General features: G+C 39.7%; 13 protein-coding genes. 11 read left to right on the forward strand and 2 right to left on the reverse strand.

Annotation, left to right across the window (positions count from 1 at the left end; all coding sequences use genetic code 11):
• The first annotated feature begins 65 nt into the window (after window positions 1–65).
• From G587_RS0100865 to G587_RS20840, 7 genes are all read left to right on the forward strand, one after another.
• Window positions 66–1,235: an NAD(P)-dependent malic enzyme gene (locus G587_RS0100865; protein ID WP_026490682.1), complete on the forward strand. Its 1,170-nt coding sequence runs from the start codon at window positions 66–68 to the stop codon at window positions 1,233–1,235.
• 77 nt (window positions 1,236–1,312) lie between these two features.
• Window positions 1,313–1,996: a GntR family transcriptional regulator gene (locus G587_RS0100870; protein ID WP_026490683.1), complete on the forward strand. Its 684-nt coding sequence runs from the start codon at window positions 1,313–1,315 to the stop codon at window positions 1,994–1,996.
• A gap of 147 nt (window positions 1,997–2,143) precedes the next feature.
• Window positions 2,144–3,061: an ABC transporter permease gene (locus tag G587_RS0100875; RefSeq protein ID WP_026490684.1), complete on the forward strand. Its 918-nt coding sequence runs from the start codon at window positions 2,144–2,146 to the stop codon at window positions 3,059–3,061.
• Between the two features lie 12 nt (window positions 3,062–3,073).
• Entirely contained in the window at window positions 3,074–3,991 is a 918-nt protein-coding gene (locus G587_RS0100880) for a carbohydrate ABC transporter permease (RefSeq protein WP_242830006.1), read from the forward strand.
• 63 nt (window positions 3,992–4,054) lie between these two features.
• Complete coding sequence (locus G587_RS0100885) at window positions 4,055–5,797, forward strand: extracellular solute-binding protein (RefSeq protein ID WP_026490686.1); 1,743 nt, start codon at window positions 4,055–4,057, stop codon at window positions 5,795–5,797.
• A gap of 82 nt (window positions 5,798–5,879) precedes the next feature.
• On the forward strand, window positions 5,880–6,953 hold the full coding sequence (gene uxuA / locus G587_RS0100890; protein WP_026490687.1) for a mannonate dehydratase: 1,074 nt from the start codon (window positions 5,880–5,882) through the stop codon (window positions 6,951–6,953).
• Window positions 6,954–7,124: 171 nt separating this feature from the next.
• A complete protein-coding gene (locus G587_RS20840; protein WP_035785255.1) occupies window positions 7,125–8,321 on the forward strand; it encodes a hypothetical protein in 1,197 nt (398 codons plus the stop codon).
• A gap of 5 nt (window positions 8,322–8,326) precedes the next feature.
• Here the strand turns inward: G587_RS20840 and G587_RS0100900 are convergent, their stop codons facing one another.
• Window positions 8,327–9,220, reverse strand: a complete 894-nt coding sequence (locus G587_RS0100900; protein ID WP_051200481.1) for a helix-turn-helix domain-containing protein — start codon at window positions 9,218–9,220, stop codon at window positions 8,327–8,329.
• 281 nt (window positions 9,221–9,501) lie between these two features.
• Between G587_RS0100900 and G587_RS20845 the strand changes: the two genes are divergently transcribed.
• From G587_RS20845 to G587_RS0100920, 4 genes are all read left to right on the forward strand, one after another.
• Window positions 9,502–11,451, forward strand: a complete 1,950-nt coding sequence (locus G587_RS20845; RefSeq protein ID WP_051200482.1) for a beta-L-arabinofuranosidase domain-containing protein — start codon at window positions 9,502–9,504, stop codon at window positions 11,449–11,451.
• A gap of 224 nt (window positions 11,452–11,675) precedes the next feature.
• Window positions 11,676–12,641, forward strand: a complete 966-nt coding sequence (locus G587_RS0100910; RefSeq protein WP_242830007.1) for a leucine-rich repeat protein — start codon at window positions 11,676–11,678, stop codon at window positions 12,639–12,641.
• A gap of 278 nt (window positions 12,642–12,919) precedes the next feature.
• A complete protein-coding gene (locus G587_RS0100915; RefSeq protein ID WP_026490690.1) occupies window positions 12,920–14,848 on the forward strand; it encodes a hypothetical protein in 1,929 nt (642 codons plus the stop codon).
• 163 nt (window positions 14,849–15,011) lie between these two features.
• Window positions 15,012–16,856 carry an HD-GYP domain-containing protein gene (locus tag G587_RS0100920; RefSeq protein ID WP_026490691.1) on the forward strand — a complete coding sequence of 615 codons (1,845 nt, stop codon included), beginning with the start codon at window positions 15,012–15,014 and terminating at the stop codon, window positions 16,854–16,856.
• A 105-nt stretch (window positions 16,857–16,961) separates the two neighbouring features.
• Here G587_RS0100920 and G587_RS23960 read toward each other — a convergent pair whose 3' ends face one another.
• Entirely contained in the window at window positions 16,962–18,050 is a 1,089-nt protein-coding gene (locus G587_RS23960; protein WP_155829395.1) for a class B sortase, read from the reverse strand.
• Window positions 18,051–18,172 lie beyond the last annotated feature (122 nt).

Consider the following 18,172-nt stretch of genomic DNA (forward strand, 5'->3'; position numbering starts at 1 on the left):
TAAGTATAGCAAAAATAAATGACTGATACTAATAAATAATTATATAAAATGAGGAGATGAAATCTATGAACTATGCTGAAGAGTCCTTGAGATTACACGGTGAGTGGCAGGGAAAAATTGAAGTTGTTTCAAGAGTTAAGGTTGAAAACAAGGAAGACCTCTCACTTGCTTATACACCCGGAGTTGCGCAGCCCTGTCTGGAGATTCAGAAGGACTACGACAAATCCTACACACTTACAAGAAGACACAATCTTGTAGCTGTTATTACCGACGGAACCGCTGTACTTGGACTTGGAGACATAGGTCCCGAGGCAGGCATGCCTGTTATGGAAGGAAAATGCGCACTGTTTAAGGAATTCGCTGATGTAGACGCATTCCCCATCTGTGTTCGCAGTAAGGATGTTGATGAGATTGTCCGCACAGTTTACCTGATTTCAGGATCCTTTGGAGGAATAAACTTAGAGGATATAGCAGCTCCAAGATGCTTCGAGATAGAGAGAAAGCTTAAGGAAGTCTGCGACATCCCTGTTTTCCATGATGATCAGCACGGTACAGCCGTTGTTGTTGGAGCTGCACTTATCAATGCGCTTCGCGTGGTAGGAAAAGAGATTTCAGAGGCTAAGGTCGTTATAAACGGCGCAGGTTCAGCAGGTATTGCAATCGGAAAACACCTCATGAACCTTGGTGTTAAGAACCTTAAGATGGTTGACCGCTTCGGTGTTCTCTGCGAAGGAGTTGAGATGAACTCAGCTCAGGAGGAGATGGCTAAGAAGACCAATCCTGAAAAGTTCTCCGGCACACTTGCAGATGCCATGAAGGGCGCAGATGTATTTATAGGAGTAAGTGCTCCTCACATCGTAAGTAAGGATATGATTAAATCCATGGCTCCCGGTGCGGTAGTATTCCCTATGGCTAACCCCGTTCCCGAGATTGAGCCCGATGAAGCACTTGAAGCAGGTGCTGCAGTAGTTGGTACCGGCAGAAGTGATCATCCCAACCAGATAAATAACGTACTTTGCTTCCCCGGACTTTTCCGTGGAGCATTAGATGTTCGAGCTAAGGACATCACAGAGGAGATGAAGCAGGCAGCTTCCTATGCACTTGCTAACCTGGTTTCTCCTGAGGAGCTTAATGACAAGTACATTCTTCCTCTGGCTTTCGATAAGAGAGTCGGACCTACAGTAGCTGAGGCAGTTGCGAAAGCAGCAAGAGAGTGCGGAGTCGCAAGAATTTAACTCTCTAAGCAAAATATGAAAATTGCAACCTCGGAACATGTATGGTAGCATACAGATTAAAGAACTTGAGGTGGGCAATGAGAAAAATAGAAAAATATTCATACGAAACAGCCAGAGAATATGCGCTCAGAGCTATAACTGAGAACATCATATCTCTTGATTTGGAACCGGGTACCGCTATAAGTGAAAATGAGATCGCTACTTTTATTGGTGTCAGCAGAACACCTGTAAGAGAAGCCATTCAGGAGCTTCATAAGGCTGCTGTAATTGAGATATATCCTCAGAGAGGAAGCTTTGTCTCAATGATAGACAGTAACTACATTGATGAAGCAGTATTCCTTAGACGTGTACTTGATATTGCAGTTATCGAGGAAGCCTGTGATATAGCTACTGAGGATGATATCAAGGGGCTTGAAGAGAACGTAGCTCTTCAGGATTTCTATCTTCAGAACAATGCCACGGATAAGATATATGAGCTTGATAACGAGTTCCATGAGAAAATCTATGTAGCAGCGAAAAAAGAGACCATCTACGCAATGAAGAGGTCTATTATGATCCATTTCGACCGTGTGCGTAACATGTCCATGCAGACTGTTAAGGACACCAAGATTGTAAATGACCATAAGCTTATGGTTGCTGCGATAAAAGAGCGTGATAAGAGTCAGGCCAGAGAACTGGTAGAGAAGCACCTGAACAGATACCGCGTAGATCACGAGGCACTTATAAAGGCATATCCTCATTATTTTAAAGAGAATAACTAAATACTTAATATTTTTCGTAAATATGCTTGTATAAAACAACCAAAAACACATTTTTGTTTTTGGTTGTTTTTTTAGTTGATTTTCGCACTGAAAAACACTAATATACTTGTATACTAGTTGGGAAGAATATTTGTTGGGAGGATATGTATGAAGACAAACTGGAAAGCATACATTAAAAGGTACTGGCAATTATATGTATTGCTTTTCTTACCTATGGTGTATTTGCTTGTATTTAAGTATGTACCTATGAAATATGTACTTATCGCTTTTAAGAAGTACAGTATAGTTCAGAAGGTAGGAGAGATGCCGTGGGCTGATAACCATGGTATGCAGTATTTCATTCAGGCATTTAAGAACAGAGACTTTTTGAATGCATTGAAAAACACAGTAGTTCTTAATCTCTTGGATCTTATAGTCGGATTTCCTGTTCCGATCATCTTTGCTCTTATTTTGAACGAGCTTACATTTAAGAGATTCAAAAAGACAGTTCAGACCATAGCATATATGCCTCACTTTTTATCATGGGTCATCATCTATGGACTGGCAATTCAGCTTTTTACCCCCAGTACAGGTCTGGTAAATATGCTTATCACCAAGCTCGGTGGAGAAGCAATTCCATTCCTTAATGATCCGAAGAAATGGGTTGGCACTTATATCTTCCTGGGAATCTGGCAGAGCTTTGGATGGAACTCAATCATCTATCTTGCAGCTATCGCCGGAATTTCACCTGAGTTATATGAGGCAGCAAGCGTAGACGGCGCCGGAAGATTCCGTAAGATGTGGCACATCACACTTCCCGGAATCAAGAGTACGATCATCGTTCTTTTGATCATGGCTCTCGGTAACATTATGGGATCCAGCTTCGACCGTCCTTTCGCACTTCAGAACAACCTTGTTATGAGCAGTGCTGAAGTTATTTCGACCTTCGTTTATAAAAATGGTATTAAGGGTCTGCAGTTCTCATTGACGACGGCAGTAGGACTTTTCCAATCAGTAGTTGGCGTGGCATTCCTGCTATTTGCTAACTGGCTCTCCAGAAAATTGGGCGAGCGCGGAATATGGTAGGAGGATAGCACAGTGGCAACTAGAGTAAAGAAAATTAACGATGAAAATGAAATAACCAGAATGGTGCGATCCGGACATACAAGATTTGGCGATATCATATTCGTGATCATCTGTGTGATCATAAGCATTGTTTGTCTGATACCGATGATAAACCTTTTATCAAGATCACTTTCAGGAGCTGATTTCCTTGTAAAGCATGAGGTTTACCTCCTTCCTAAGGGACTTAACTTCAAGGCTTATCAGACAGTTCTTGGTGATCCCAAGTACATCAAGTCATTTGTATGGACAGTAATACTTACATTCGTATGTACAGTTTTATCACTTACAATGACAACACTATGTGCTTATCCGCTTATATTCAGTAAGTTGAAGGGACGCGGAATATTCAACGTTATCATCACAATCACAATGTTCTTTAATGCAGGAACAATCCCTAACTACCTGCTTATGAAGGATTTAAAGCTCCTTGATAATCCTCTTGTACTTATAGTTCCGGGATGCCTTAGCGTTTACAACATGATCATTATGAGAAGCTTTTTCTATGGAATCCCTGATTCACTTCAGGAATCCGCTGAAATCGATGGTGCTTCCTTCTTCAGAATACTCTGGAGCATTTACATTCCGCTTTCAAAGCCGGTTCTTGCAACCCTTGCACTTTTCTATGCAGTAGGAAGATGGAACGGTTACTCAGATGCTCTTATGTATATGAAGAACAAGGATTATTATCCGCTGCAGCTTCTTTTGTATAACATCCTTAATAACATGAACTCAGTAGAAGTGGCGACCCAGGAAGGTTTCTCAACTCCCGGATTATCTGAGTCATTAAAGGCTGCAATAGTAATGTTCTCAACCATACCAATTCTCTGCATCTATCCTTTCCTGCAGAAGTACTTCATTCACGGAGTTACACTCGGTGCGGTAAAAGAGTAATGAAAATGACGACAGTATGTCGTTGTTAATAAAACACTTTTCACTACAAAAGGGAGGCAAAAAATGAAGAAAAAAATCGTTTCATTAATGCTTGCGCTCACAATGGCAGCTGGTTTAACAGCTTGTGGCGGTTCAGGTTCAAATACTGCACCCGCTTCAACAGGTGACGGCCAGTCAACAACTGAGAGCGGCACAGACACAGCTGACTCTGCACAGAGCACAGACGCTGCTGAAGCTGGGGATGCAGCAGAAGCTACAGGTGAGCTTGTTGACGGTAAGTTCCCGGAGACAAAGCACATCACAGTAGAGGTTTATGACCGTGGTAATGACGGCGGTACAGATCCTACAAACAACATGTACACAGAGTATATTAAAAAGGGAATGCTCGAAGATCACAACGTAGAGGTAGAGTTCGTTTCAGTTCCTCGTTGGACAGAGACAGATGAGATCAACAATCTCCTTGCAGCTGGTACAGCTCCTGACATCTGCCTTACATATTCATATCCTACAATTCAGACCTATGCAAACATGGGTGGTGTAACAGACCTTAAGCCACTTCTTGATCAGTACGGCAGCCAGCTTACTAACCTTCAGAACTGGCTTGGCGATACCAATATCTATTGGGATCTCAACGATGAAGACGGCACATTATGGGCAATCGAAGGTAAGAGAGCAGTTTCAAGAAGAATACTTACATTCATGAGAAAAGACTGGCTTGATAAGCTTGGTCTTGAAGAGCCCAAGACACAGGAAGAGTTCTACAACGCAATCTGCGCTTTCAGAGATAACGCTTCAGAGCTTCTTGGCGCTGACGCTGACAAGATGGTACCTTTCTCAGTATCCTACGATGTAGGTTGGAGAGCAGCTCTTCTTATCGAGTCACAGATGGATCCCGATATCACAGATAAGGAATTCTACATCAATGGCTTCGATGACAGAAAGCTTACACAGAACGGAACAAAGGACGCTATGCGTATCCTTAACAAGTGGTACAACGAAGACCTTCTTTGGAAAGATTTTGCTCTTTACACAGCAGGTGACAGCACAGAGGATGACATGATGAAGGCTGGTTACGTAGGCGCATTCCAGCACAACTGGGATTACCCTTACAGAAACGGTGAAGATTCAATCCAGGCTAACTTACAGAGAATCGTTGGTCCCGACGCTAAGTATGTAGCAGTTGACTGCTTCGAGAACAGCAAGGGTGAGACACTTAAGTATGTTGATTCAACAGCTGGTGACAGAAAGATATTCTTCCCTGCAACAAACCAGGAGCCTCTTGCATCACTCCTTTACCTTGACTGGATTTCAGATCCTGAGCACATTCAGTATCTCCAGATAGGTGATGAGGGCGTTACACACAACAAGCTTGATGATGGCGCTATCGAAGTTGTTCCTGCACAGGGCGATGCTATCATGAACTCCGGTAACAACATCGACTACACAATCACATGTAACGGCTTACACCTTGTTGATGACAACCAGACACTTCTTTCAGCTGCACATGCTTACAGCCCTGCAGATCCTGCAGACGTACAGCAGGCTATCGACTACGCTGACACAGCAAACAAGGTAGCTAAGAACGTTAAGGTACCTGAGATCAAGGCTGAAGATGGTATGGGCGAAGCTTTAGGTTCAAAGAGAGACGTTGTATTTGATACAGCTCTTGTAGCTAAGCCTGAGGACTTTGATCAGGTTTGGGACGATGCTATTGCAGATTACCTTTCATCCGGCGGACAGGCTATCATGGATGAGCGTACTACAGCATTTGAAGCTAAGTATGGCGATTCAACATCTGTAGACTGATAAAGTATTACAAAGCGCCCCATTAAAATGTGGGGCGCTTATTAAAAAAAGTATAAAGCTAATTACAGGAGATATCATTGTTATGGAAATGACATTTAGATGGTTTGGAAGTGGATTCGACACAGTTACTTTAAAACAGATTCGCCAGATTCCCGGCGTAACAGGCGTAATTACAACTTTATATGATACCAAGCCCGGAGAAGTATGGTCGAGAGAAAAGATACATGCTTTAAAGGAAGAAGTTGAAGCTTCAGGCCTTCATATCTCCGGAATTGAATCAGTTAATATCCACGATGCAATTAAAACTGGAAGCAGCGAACGCGACCAGTACATTGATAACTACATTGAAACCTTAAGAAACTTAGGCGAAGAGGGAATTCACCTTGTATGCTATAACTTCATGCCGGTATTTGACTGGACAAGAACAGAGCTTGCAAGAGTAAGACCTGATGGTTCTACAGTTCTTGCATACACACAGAAAGCAATTGATGAGCTTAATCCCGAGGAGATGTTCAAGAGTATCGAGGGCAGTGCAAACGGTGCAATCTTACCCGGTTGGGAGCCTGAGAGAATGGCTATAATCAAGGATCTTTTCGAACAGTACAAGGATATAGACGAGGAGAAGCTCTTCGAAAATCTCAAGTACTTCCTTGAGAGAATCATGCCCGTATGTGATAAATATGATATCAACATGGCAATCCATCCCGATGATCCTGCGTGGTCAGTATTTGGACTTCCCCGTATCATAATCAATCTTGAGAACATACAGAGAATGATGAAAATGGTAGATAATCCGCACAACGGTGTTACCTTCTGTGCCGGATCCTATGGTACAAACCGTGCAAATGACCTGCCTCACATGATCAGATCACTTAAGGGCAGAATACACTTTGCACATGTAAGAAATCTGAAATTCCATTCAGATGATAACTTTGAAGAGGCAGCGCACTTATCAAGTGATGGCGATTTCGACATGTACGAGATAATGAAAGCGCTTTACGATATAGGCTTTGAAGGTCCCATCAGACCTGACCACGGTCGTATGATCTGGGACGAGGTTGCAATGCCCGGTTATGGTCTCTATGACAGAGCACTTGGAGCAACATATTTGAACGGCTTATGGGAAGCAATCGATAAGTCAAACAAAGCTAAATAATAATATGCGAATACCTTACAGCTTCAGCATTAAATTGCTGAGGCTGTTTTTTTTATTTCACGAAAACTAGTCCTTCTATGAAAGATAATTAATAGCAATTTAATAATTTTGTATGTGATTATTGTTTATAATCTAAATGGGTAATTGTCAAATGTAAGAGGGGGACACAATATGTATAAAAAGATTCTGGTCTATTTTATGGTGCTTACAATGGCACTGTCTATGTCTGCGTGCGGTTCAAAAAAGAATTCCGATGATACCAATTCAGAAAGCTCTTCAGCTATGTCTGCAGGAAAGCTGAAAGCAGGCACTACAGCCAGTGATGTTAAAGTAGAAGACACTGCTGAAGAAAAGAAACAATCCACAAATCCCATGGTCGGTTATTACAAAATCATAAAATTTATATCCGAAGGTGAAGACATTACCGAAGAGCTTCATGAGATGGAATCCATGGGCTCAAGTATTTATCTTATTGTAAGGGAAGACGGAACCGGCTATGTCAGCATGCTCGGAGAAAATACTGATTTTGACTGGAATGATAAGATATTTACTATGCATGATGCAGACATGGGAGATACTGATACGCCATACACCTTTAAGGATGGTCAGATAACCCTGGCTGCAGATAATACAGAAATGGTATTTGTAGCCATGACAGAAGATGAAGTAAAGGCATTTGATAATGGCGAATCAAATAAAACTGTAGATCAGATCAATGATGAGCTTCTTGATAATGCACTGGGTGAAGCGATGGATGATGCAACAAAGCAGCTTGATGAAGCCGCTTCGGAAGCAGGGGAAGAAATTGATAAGGCTGCTGAGGATGCGTCAAAAGCTATAGAAGAAGCCAAAGACGATGCAGCAGAGGAAATTGAAAGTGCTCTGACTGACGGAAAGGATGCCATAACCGGTTCATTATCAGGAGGATTATCCGGATCTCATTCAAATAAAAAGGGGGATTCAGGTAATACTTCTTCAAAGTTTGATTCATCATATCTTCCTGATTTGTCAGGCGGAAAGCATATCAATGCCGGATATTACGAAATAATGGCATTCCAGGAAAATGGTACAACCTATTCAAAGGGACAGCTTAAAAATGCTGGTGTTGATTTTGACATGATGCTTTGCCCTGACGGAAAAGGCTATGCTCACTTTATCGGAACCTACTACGATCTGTCATGGGATGATGGAAGCATCTATGTCGCAACAGATGAAGGTCAGGAAAAGATGATCTACTTTGTATCCGATTATGATGGAAAGAACGTAATCACCATAAGCGATTCTTCAATGGCAATGGTCTTTGAATATGTAAAAGAAGCCGATCCAACCTACGAGTGGGCCGGCAATTCAGGGCTTATGCCTAACTGATTAATTTAATAATGAAATAGAAGACGCTTGGAGTAGGTGTTGCGGTATTCACTGGGAGTAAGACCGGTCAACCGCTTAAAGGTACGTGAGAAGTTATGCATATCCGAAAAACCTACTTCAGAAGCTATCTCTGTAATTGTACGGTCACTGTCAGTTAGATAATAACTGGCAGTTTCCATTTTTGTAGATAAAATAAACTGCTTAAGAGAGGTTCCGTTGACTTTACTAAACAGATGGGAGAGATATTTGGGACTATAACCAAAGGCATCTGCGATATCAGATAGTTTGATGTTTTCAGAGATGTTGCGCCTTATGTAGTCTGCAATATCAGAGTAAATCTGTTTGTTTCCCATGGGATCATCTTCAGAAGGAACCTCAACGCGAAGCTGACCAAAAAGCTCGGTAATTATGGCTGTGACTTCTGCATTAAGAGACAGCTCAGGGTAATTATTTCTCTCAAGATCCTGAAGCTGTTTCATTTTTACTATCATTTTCTGAGGTCTTGGAACTACAGACTTCTGAGGCATAATGAAACAATTGGATCTCTCATAGGAAGCATATTCGCCCTGAGAAATGCGAGCAGGGAAATTACACATATCAACAGTAAAGTGAAGCCAATAAAAGGAACAGTAGGCTTTTTTACTGCCTGATCTTAAGGAATTACTGGGCGGAAGAATCAGATATTCTCCGGCTTCCACAGTAAAGTCTTCATCCATATATCTAAGGAATAAAGTGCCTTCTGTAACTACGATCAGCTCGTAGTCAAATATAAGAGGCATTGTTTCATGCTGCCATTCATCTGAAAGGGCTTTAAATTTTCCTGAGCGAAGATAACCGAATATCTGGTTCTTTGGAAATAGCATCAGCTTATCTTCCTGTTTTTTCTTTCTTCCTGCCATAGAAACCTCATAAAAAACGGATTATTTAAATAAAAAAATGTTAATTATGTCCATTAAGTCAAGACTAATCAATATGTCAATTATACACTAAATAGGTCAAAATGACACAACGACATCATATATCTACACTAATATATATTAAATATTAAGAGAATGCTGATAAATACATGATTTATTCATAAGATACATATTGACACCTATTCTATAGTTTTACTATTTTCCCAGCCATTCGAAAATGATATTTTTTTATCGTAAAAAATATATGAGAGAGGCCATATATCATGAAAAATAGAATTATATCTGCAAAACTTTCTGATGTAAAAATAAAAGACAAATATATAGATGAAGCATTCAATCTTCAGCTGACGAATATGCTTAAGCTTGATGATGACAGATTGCTAGCGGGCTTCAGGGAGACTGCCGGACTAATTGCAGGAATGAGTGAACCTCAGATAACTGAGTTTATGAAAAACAAACAGCGGTACGGAGGTATGTGGGAGGATGGACTTATTGGAGGTCATACTCTCGGACACTACCTTACAGCTTTGGCTCAGGCTAAGGTAAATCCTGCACTTACTGCGGCCAAAAAGAAGGATGTTGAAAACAGACTTATAAATATACTTGAAGCCTTGAAGGAATGTCAGGAATATACTAAGGAAACTGATGGCGAAGGATTTATATTCGGAGGAGCTTTTCCGAGTAAGGAATTCAGAGAGAATCCTTTTTTACAGTTTGATAATGTAGAACACGGGCTTCAGGAATTATTTACTCAGGCGTGGGTTCCGTGGTATACGATGCACAAAATTTTGTCAGGATTAAATGCAGCTTTCCTTATTGCAGGAGAAAGCCTTGCTCTTGAGATAGCAAATAACCTTGGAATCTGGATTGCAAAGAGAACAGAGGGCTGGTCTGAGGAAGTAAATAAAACTGTTCTTAGCATAGAATATGGCGGTATGAATGACTGCCTTTACGAGCTTTACAGGATAAATCGTGAATTGCATGAGTCGGGAAAAGGCGGCGATCATCCTGAATACGAAAGGTTTAAGGCTGCTGCTCATCGCTTTGATGAGGATAGTCTTTTTGAGAAAGTTTTGACAGGTGAAAAGAACCTCTTTAACAATGTTCATGCCAATACTACAATTCCTAAATTTATCGGTGCGCTGGCAAGATATGAAGCAGATCATAATGAAACAAGATACCTTGAATATGCAGAGAGATTCTTTGATATCGTTGTTTCAAGGCATACCTATGTAACCGGTGGAAACAGTGAGAATGAGCATTTTGGAGAAGACAATATCCTTGATGCTGAGAGAACAAATGTAAATAACGAGACCTGTAACACCTATAATATGCTTAAGTTTGCAAGGCGACTTTATCAGGAGACAGGTAAAAAGAAGTATCTGGACTATGCGGAGAGAACCTTTATTAATGCTATTATGGCTTCGCAGAATCACGAAACAGGCTTTACAACATATTTCCAGGCTATGGCTACCGGCTATCAAAAGGTATTCAATAATCTTGATGGGAATTTCTGGTGCTGCACAGGAACAGGATATGAGAACTTCACTAAGCTTCAGGACGGAATATTCTTTGAGGATGAAAATAAACTTGTTGTAGCAATGTATATTGGTTCTGAGTATAAATCAGAGAACTATACAGTTTCACTTGATTGTGATCTTAGCGTTTCTGATGAAGTGAAACTGACTATAAGACCTAAGGCAGGCATATCATTTGATAAGGATTTATGGCTTATAGTTCCGACATGGGTTAAAGGTGATATTACAGTTGTAAAGGACGCTAAAAAAATAAAGGCTACTGTAAAGGATGGCTTCATGATTATTACTAATGAAAAGCTTAAGTCAGGTTGTGAGCTTAAGTTAACATTGCCTATGGGAATAACATGCCATAATTTACAAGATGGTAAGGACACCTATTCATTTATGTATGGCCCTTATGTATTATCAGCAAGACTTGGCACAACTAAGATTAAAACAAAATCCCACGGCGTAGCAGTTAGCGTCGCAGCAAAGAAGGCTATAGATAATGACGAGATCGTTGTATCAGGTGAAAGCAGCGTTGATGATTTTATAAATAACATTGATAAGCATCTGATAAAAAGAGATGGCGAAATGGAATTTGATTTATCAGATACAGATAAGAAGCTGATTTTCACAACACATTATAACCAGTATAAAGAGAGCTATGGTATCTACTGGAAGCTTAGAGTATAAGCTTAAATAAAAAGTCAAATTACTTCCCGGAGGCATACTTTCGTATGTTTCCGGGATTTTGTATGTGGTATGAAAAAAATACTCTATCTAGCGGTAGTGAAAATGAAATAATTTTTCTATAATATGTATTGAAGAAAAGGTCCTTATTTTAGAAGGGGGATGAAATGATGAATATAAGAAGAAAGTTTCTATTGTCGACGCTATCATTCTGTTTAGCGTTTTGTTTGCTTGGGACAAATTCCTATGCTGCTCCAACTACTTTTGACAAAAATGATGATGATTATGGCTTTGGTGAGTTTGATCTTGGTACTCTGGTCATTGATTTGTCAAAAGGTGATGCAGTTGTAGACATAGGCAAAGAACCTCAAGGTGAAGCCTATTATTATTCGTTTAAGGGATTGTTATTTCCTGAAACTATTAATGGATTAGATGATTCAGAAAAACCAAAGATTGAAGCTACCGAGCTTGGTGATTTACTTAATTTAGATAAAACTGGAGACTACGATGTAAGTATAGAAGGGAATTATTCTTCAGTTACATTTAAAAAACTGGCTACATGTACATGCAGCGGAACCTTAGAATTTGAACTAAGTGATGTTGTTAAAAATGCAGTAGCATTTAACAACCACTACAGTTCCTGGAAATTCATTCTCTCAGTAGAAGAAAAAACTGAAGATAAGAAACCTCAGCAGGAGCAGGTTGTAACCCCGGATGAAAAGCCGGCTACTGTTGAAGCAAACGCTCACACCGTAGGTGAACAGATCACTATTGATGGTGCGATTTATCAGATTACAGACCTTACAGCCGGTAATGAAAGCGTAATGTACGTTAAGCCTGAGGATACGGGTATTAAGAGCGCAATTATTCCTGATACTGTGAATATTGATGGCGTAGATTATAAGGTTACTGATATTGAAGATAATGCCTTCAAGGGCTGCAAGAAGCTTAAGAAGGTTACAATAGGCGAGAACGTCCTCAGAATCGGAACAAAAGCATTCTACAAGTGCAAGAAGCTTAAGAAGATCACAATTAAGACATCCGCACTTACAAAGGATTCAGTTGATAAGGGTGTATTTAAGGGCATCAACGAAAACGCAAAGGTGAAGGTTCCTAAGAAGAAGGTAAAGGCCTATAGAAAGATATTTAAGAAGAAGGGATTAAACGGTAAAAACCAGAAGGTAACTAAATAATGAACTGACACAAGAGCAAGCGGAAACAAGCAGGAGGTTCTCATGAGGGAAAGCTGATGAGCTTCCGGATAAGGAATTATTACATCTATATAAATAAATATGAATTAAAAAGGCGGCAGAAATGCCGCTTTTTTAATTATTTTGACACAATTAAGCATAAAGTGGCAAAACTTAATAAAACATTAAGAAATTCCTTTAATTTAGCACTAGAATATGCGTAATTTTCTGATAATATAGAAACCCGAGGGGAAAATTAAAGGATGTGAAAGAGGAAAAGTATGCCAATACTAGATTACGTGCTGAGAGAAAAATGGGGATACAATGAGGAAATAGAGTCACATCTAAATCATTTGGAAGAAATAAAGCTAGAGCTCCCCAGCAGGGAGACATGTGATGCGGATTATTATGATGCACCACTTATAAAGGTATGTGTCAACTGTCTGAAAAGTGGCATATACTTAAAACCGGATCAGGATATAAAACAACCTATCTATGCGCCAAAGCTTAGGGTTGGTCTTGATTATCTATTAAAATCCATAGAAGAATTACCATCAAATATCAAACTGAATATGGAAGAGATTGTAGAGGAGCTTGAGGCATTTTTCAGATTAAAGCTTCTTGCTGATGATGCAGAGACCTGCGAGCGCATTTTAAACTTCTTTGAAATGCTAAGAGCCTCAAACGGGGAAAATACCACACCATTAAAGAGTGCACTTTTTCATAGAATGCTGGTGCTTATCTATGAGACAGGAGATTATTATCTTCTAAAATACAACAGATTCCGTCATGCGCTGCAGTTCTACAAAACCGTTGCAGATGTTTCAAAGGATGAGATTGTATTTGAACATGGCAACGATATCAGCCATGAGGATCTTGTTCAGTTAACCAATATCAGACTCTTCGCGGAGCAGTACGCAAAGCTTGATGAAAAATTAAAAGCAAGACAGTACTACGAAGCCATTGCTAACTTCCGCAGAAGAATTCAGTTCAATCATTTAGAGCTTTTGTCATCATACATAGAGACCAACATGATAAGAACAACAGGTAAGGATACTGATGCTCAGCAAAAGCTCATGCTCTGGAATCTTACAAATAAATATTTTGAGACCGGCAAGGATGAGATAAAAAGCTATACCAAAAAGAACCTGTCTGCTCTTAGAAATGAGGTTATAATACTGAACCTTCTTCTTGATCATGCCCTTGATAACGGCTTTTATCTGCACTATATGACTAAGCCTGATGAATCATTTAAATTCGGTAAGCTCCTTGCAAATTACCCTGAGCTTTCATTTTATATGGATCTTAAGAAGGTGTTCTATACAGGTGGCAGGAAGTTCAGAATGCTGAATAAGTGTCTTGCCACAATGAATTATTACATAAGACTGCTTGATATGTGTCTCGGTGAATTTGAGTGGCCAAAGGAGCTTTCATTTTACACATCAAATGAGAATCTGGAAGACATCCTTCCTATTTCAGGCGATGGTGGGGACACCGGGCATTTTACAGTTATGCATGTAGGTCATATGAATGATCCAATGGAAGGCAGAACCATTTTTGAGGCGATCTCTGAAGACCAGGTATATCCTGACTACACGGAATCCATAGAATACCCTTATGTTTTCATGAAGAACTTCACTACCAAGATTGATGATCTCACCATGTGGGAGATGTATGGCGACAGAGCAAAGGGCTTCTGCGCAGTAATAGACAGTGCCAGAGCTTCTAAGCATTATGTTCTGAAAAAGGTATGTTATTTACGTAATGAGACAGGCCGCCCCAAAGCATGGATGGAGGATAACGAATCCATGTCAGCAGCGACTGTTTCCATGATAAATGACCTTATCTGGAAGCTCTCTGACGATTATGCCTGCTTCATAAAAAGAGGCGGCGATAAGGCAAAGCTCATACCTCTTATGCAGCCTATCGCATATTTATTTAAAAAGGCCTCCAATGCTCATGAGGATGAGTACAGAATTATCAGACTTGAAGATGCGGACAGCCCGGCGATAAGACATACATCAGATAAGGGCGGAAAGCTCTTTGTCAAAAGCAATGAGAACACATATATAAAAGAGCTTATCCTAGGACCAAAGGCTGAAAATATTGAAGATAAGATTCCTTATTTACAGTATAGATGCCATTTCTTAAGTAAAACACTGAACATGAGCAGGGTAAACATAAAGGTATCCTCAAAAGAATATATTTAAAAACATGTGTAGAAGTACTTTATATAGTATTTAGAAAAACATAATATCCATCTAATAAAACCAAGGGACGAGAAACAGTATAATAAATTCAGAACTATGCGTTGTTATAGATTAAAATTTGCAAACAAATGTCTTTATCTACAGGCTGGAGAATGGCGGACAGATGGAAAAAACATTATCCACTTTTTTTAAAGAATATACGGCAAACAGACAGAAGATCTGGGAAACAAACCAGCATCTTCTTGAAGAGATGACCTTTAATAAGTGGAGAGATGTCCTCGTAGAGAGAGCAAAAATTACAAGAGACATCTATTCGAAAAATAATAGGTTCATTATAGAAATACGACATTTTCTGCAGAATGGTATAGATGAAAGCATTGCCAAAAAGCTCTTCGAGGTTGTAAAAGGCTTTTATGATGGGGGATATGATGATCTTTTTGTAATGAGAAATCTCGCTAAGCCTGCGATCAGATTCTATGAAGAGCGAAGCGATTATGAAAAGCTCTGCCATCTATATAAGATACTGGGATACGAGTTTTTTGAGTTCTATGGAAGAATCGATAAGGAAAATGGTCCCGATGAGGCAGCGCAATATTACGAGAAATGTATAGCTCTACAAAAGCATTACAGGGATTTAAAGGACGCATCTGCAAGACTATGTATTTTTACTTCTTATAACAACCTGATAGCTCCCATAGGACAGACGACTACTGAATACAGGAGCAGGATGTTCAGGTATTACCATGAGGCCATGGATCTGTGGAATCAGGATTATGTTCAGGAGCTTGACGGAAAGAATGAAGATTTCTTGGCCTGTATAGGCCAGATTGAGTCGAATATCCTGTTTGCTGAGGAATTTGTCGAGAAAATGCCTCTGGATTTTACAATCGAATTTGCTGCAGCTGTTCCATATATAAAAGAAAAATGGAATAAGGAAGGAATGACTGATGATGAAGGCTCGCTGTTCAGAGCTGAAATAAAATGTCGCCTTATTAAAGGTGAAAAATATGAGCCGCTAATCGAGGATACAATAGAATACCTTGATAACATGGGTGATGTCGATTTTGAAAAGGATGAAGAAGAATCAATTATAAAAGTTATGAATTATCATAACTGCAGCTGTACCATTTTTTCGATATTTAAATGGAAGAATGTGGAGCATGACGTGAGCAGAATTTATATGGACAGATTCTGCAAAAAGGTCACTGATTTTCAGAAAAGAATCCCCTTCGGTGTGTGGCCTCAGCTTGTTGATGAGATGTGTGCAGAATGGTTTACAGAATATGCACCCTTCATTGACGATCCCATTGAAAAGAAAGAACTGCTTCTTAAGCTGGTAATAATCAGGCAGCCTCTGACGTATATTCACAGCCTTATGGTAAGTGAGATTGCAATGCGAATAGCTCATGCTCTGATAACCCAGAGCCCTTCATATTTTGTTGGCATTCCTGGATATCCTGATGAAAAAGCTGTGAAAGATAATCAGAAGGAGTTACTGGATTATATCGCAGACTGCGGATTAATACACGACTGCGGAAAATGCAGAATAGTAGGTGTTGTTAGCCGTCAGGATCGCCATCTTTATGATGAGGAATTTGAGATTATAAAACGTCATCCTATGGATGGATTTTTCATGCTAAACCATGATCCCAAATTTTCAAAGTACTTTGACATTATTCGCGGGCATCACAAATTTTTTGATGGAAATGGCGGATATCCTGAAAGCTTTGACAATTTAAAGTCTCCATATAAACCTGTCATAGATCTGATATCAATTTCTGACAGCATTGATGCTGCGACTGACATATTGGGAAGAAATTATACAAAAGGTAAGGATTTTTCTACTGTATTTGAAGAGCTATCACATGAAGCAGGAACAAGGTACAGCCCTTCAGTAATAGAGCTGATAAAAAATAAGCACGGTCTGTATGAGGATCTTGATTACCTGACAAAGGATGGCAGGTTCGAGATTTATTTCAGGGCTTACAAAGAAATTCTTTATATATAAACGTAGCTACAATATAGGAGGTTGGATAGCAGAATGTATTATTTCGTTAAATCCCTCTTTAACGAAATAATAGCCAAATAAGCGCAAAGCCCATGGATACTGGGCTTAGTCCACCAATACGCCTAAAACTACGAATCTGAGTTGATCCTTTGAAGTACATGTTGAAAGTGTAACTACCTTCTTGGATTCATTCACAGGTATCTCCGAATCCATATAGGACTTCAATCTTACAGGCTCAGCATCTGCTACGAATTCCTTGGATTTTTCTCCTACATAATCATAGATGACGTAATCGTTAGGTACATCCATGTAAGCAAATATCTCGTATTTGTAGAGATTATCCTCGGTTATTATGTAGAAATACTGATGATCATTGTAGTAGTTCTTATCGTATCTGAAATTCCTCAGGGTACCGAACATAGTACGATTTTTCATATTATGGCCGTATACGATGGAATTAGAATCTGAGAAATCAGCTGCAGATCTGTAATCCAGGAAAATTGCACCGGTATCTGCAGGATTACCGTCATATCCATAGGTCAGATATTTCTCATTATCTTCGCCCTGCATTATGGGATAACTTATGGAGCCATCCTCAAAGTAAAGCCAGCCCACTGCATCGTGATATTCATTCTTCAATTTTTCGAGATACTCATCCATTGCATACAATTTATTATCATCGGAAGAGTTGTCGGATGAATTATCTTCTTCTGAGTTTTCTGTAGCTTCTTCATCTTTATTTTCAGGTTCAGCATCTGCTACATCATTTTCCTGCTCACTGTCTGTATTCTCTACAGCTTCTACAGTTTCTTCAGCTTCATCTGCTTCAGCATTATTATCAGAAACAGCTGCGGTAGTTTCTTCTTCAGTATTACCGGCATTAGCTTTGTCACCGGTATTACCTTCTACATCACCTGCAAAAGCTTCCTTTGTCTGCTCCTCTTCTGCTTTAGGCTCTTCCTCAGGTATATCTTCTTCAGGTTCATCAACCTCAGTGGTTTCAGGCTCGTTAGCCTCCGGAGCCTCATTTTCATCGGCAGATACTTCTACATCGTTACTTGCAACTGTCTCAGGCTCAATATTTTCTGTAACAGCGACAGGCTGATTATCAGGAGCGATGACTTTAAACTTCCAGATAAAGGCTCCGACAATCGCTATAATAAGTGCTGCAACAAGCACGATTATATTCTTCATAAAGAACCTGCAGATATTAGCAAGAAAGCCAATTATCTTTTCGGGAATATACAAAATAATACTCAGAAATACAATCAGTCCGAGTGTTATATATGTGATATTCCTGGCATGTTTTTTATGCT

Source organism: Butyrivibrio sp. XPD2002, from assembly GCF_000423945.1.
Classification (GTDB): domain Bacteria; phylum Bacillota; class Clostridia; order Lachnospirales; family Lachnospiraceae; genus Butyrivibrio.

What these genes read in the sequence shown, in the direction of transcription:
- G587_RS0100865 (WP_026490682.1), top strand. Translation starts at nt 66, where the DNA reads ATGAACTATGCTGAAGAGTCCTTGAGATTACACGGTGAGTGGCAGGGA.
- G587_RS0100870 (WP_026490683.1), top strand. Translation starts at nt 1,313, where the DNA reads ATGAGAAAAATAGAAAAATATTCATACGAAACAGCCAGAGAATATGCG.
- G587_RS0100875 (WP_026490684.1), top strand. Translation starts at nt 2,144, where the DNA reads ATGAAGACAAACTGGAAAGCATACATTAAAAGGTACTGGCAATTATAT.
- G587_RS0100885 (WP_026490686.1), top strand. Translation starts at nt 4,055, where the DNA reads ATGAAGAAAAAAATCGTTTCATTAATGCTTGCGCTCACAATGGCAGCT.
- uxuA (WP_026490687.1), top strand. Translation starts at nt 5,880, where the DNA reads ATGGAAATGACATTTAGATGGTTTGGAAGTGGATTCGACACAGTTACT.
- G587_RS20840 (WP_035785255.1), top strand. Translation starts at nt 7,125, where the DNA reads ATGTATAAAAAGATTCTGGTCTATTTTATGGTGCTTACAATGGCACTG.
- G587_RS0100900 (WP_051200481.1), bottom strand. Translation starts at nt 9,220, where the DNA reads ATGGCAGGAAGAAAGAAAAAACAGGAAGATAAGCTGATGCTATTTCCA.
- G587_RS20845 (WP_051200482.1), top strand. Translation starts at nt 9,502, where the DNA reads ATGAAAAATAGAATTATATCTGCAAAACTTTCTGATGTAAAAATAAAA.
- G587_RS0100915 (WP_026490690.1), top strand. Translation starts at nt 12,920, where the DNA reads ATGCCAATACTAGATTACGTGCTGAGAGAAAAATGGGGATACAATGAG.
- G587_RS0100920 (WP_026490691.1), top strand. Translation starts at nt 15,012, where the DNA reads ATGGAAAAAACATTATCCACTTTTTTTAAAGAATATACGGCAAACAGA.
- G587_RS23960 (WP_155829395.1), bottom strand. Translation starts at nt 18,050, where the DNA reads ATGAAGAATATAATCGTGCTTGTTGCAGCACTTATTATAGCGATTGTC.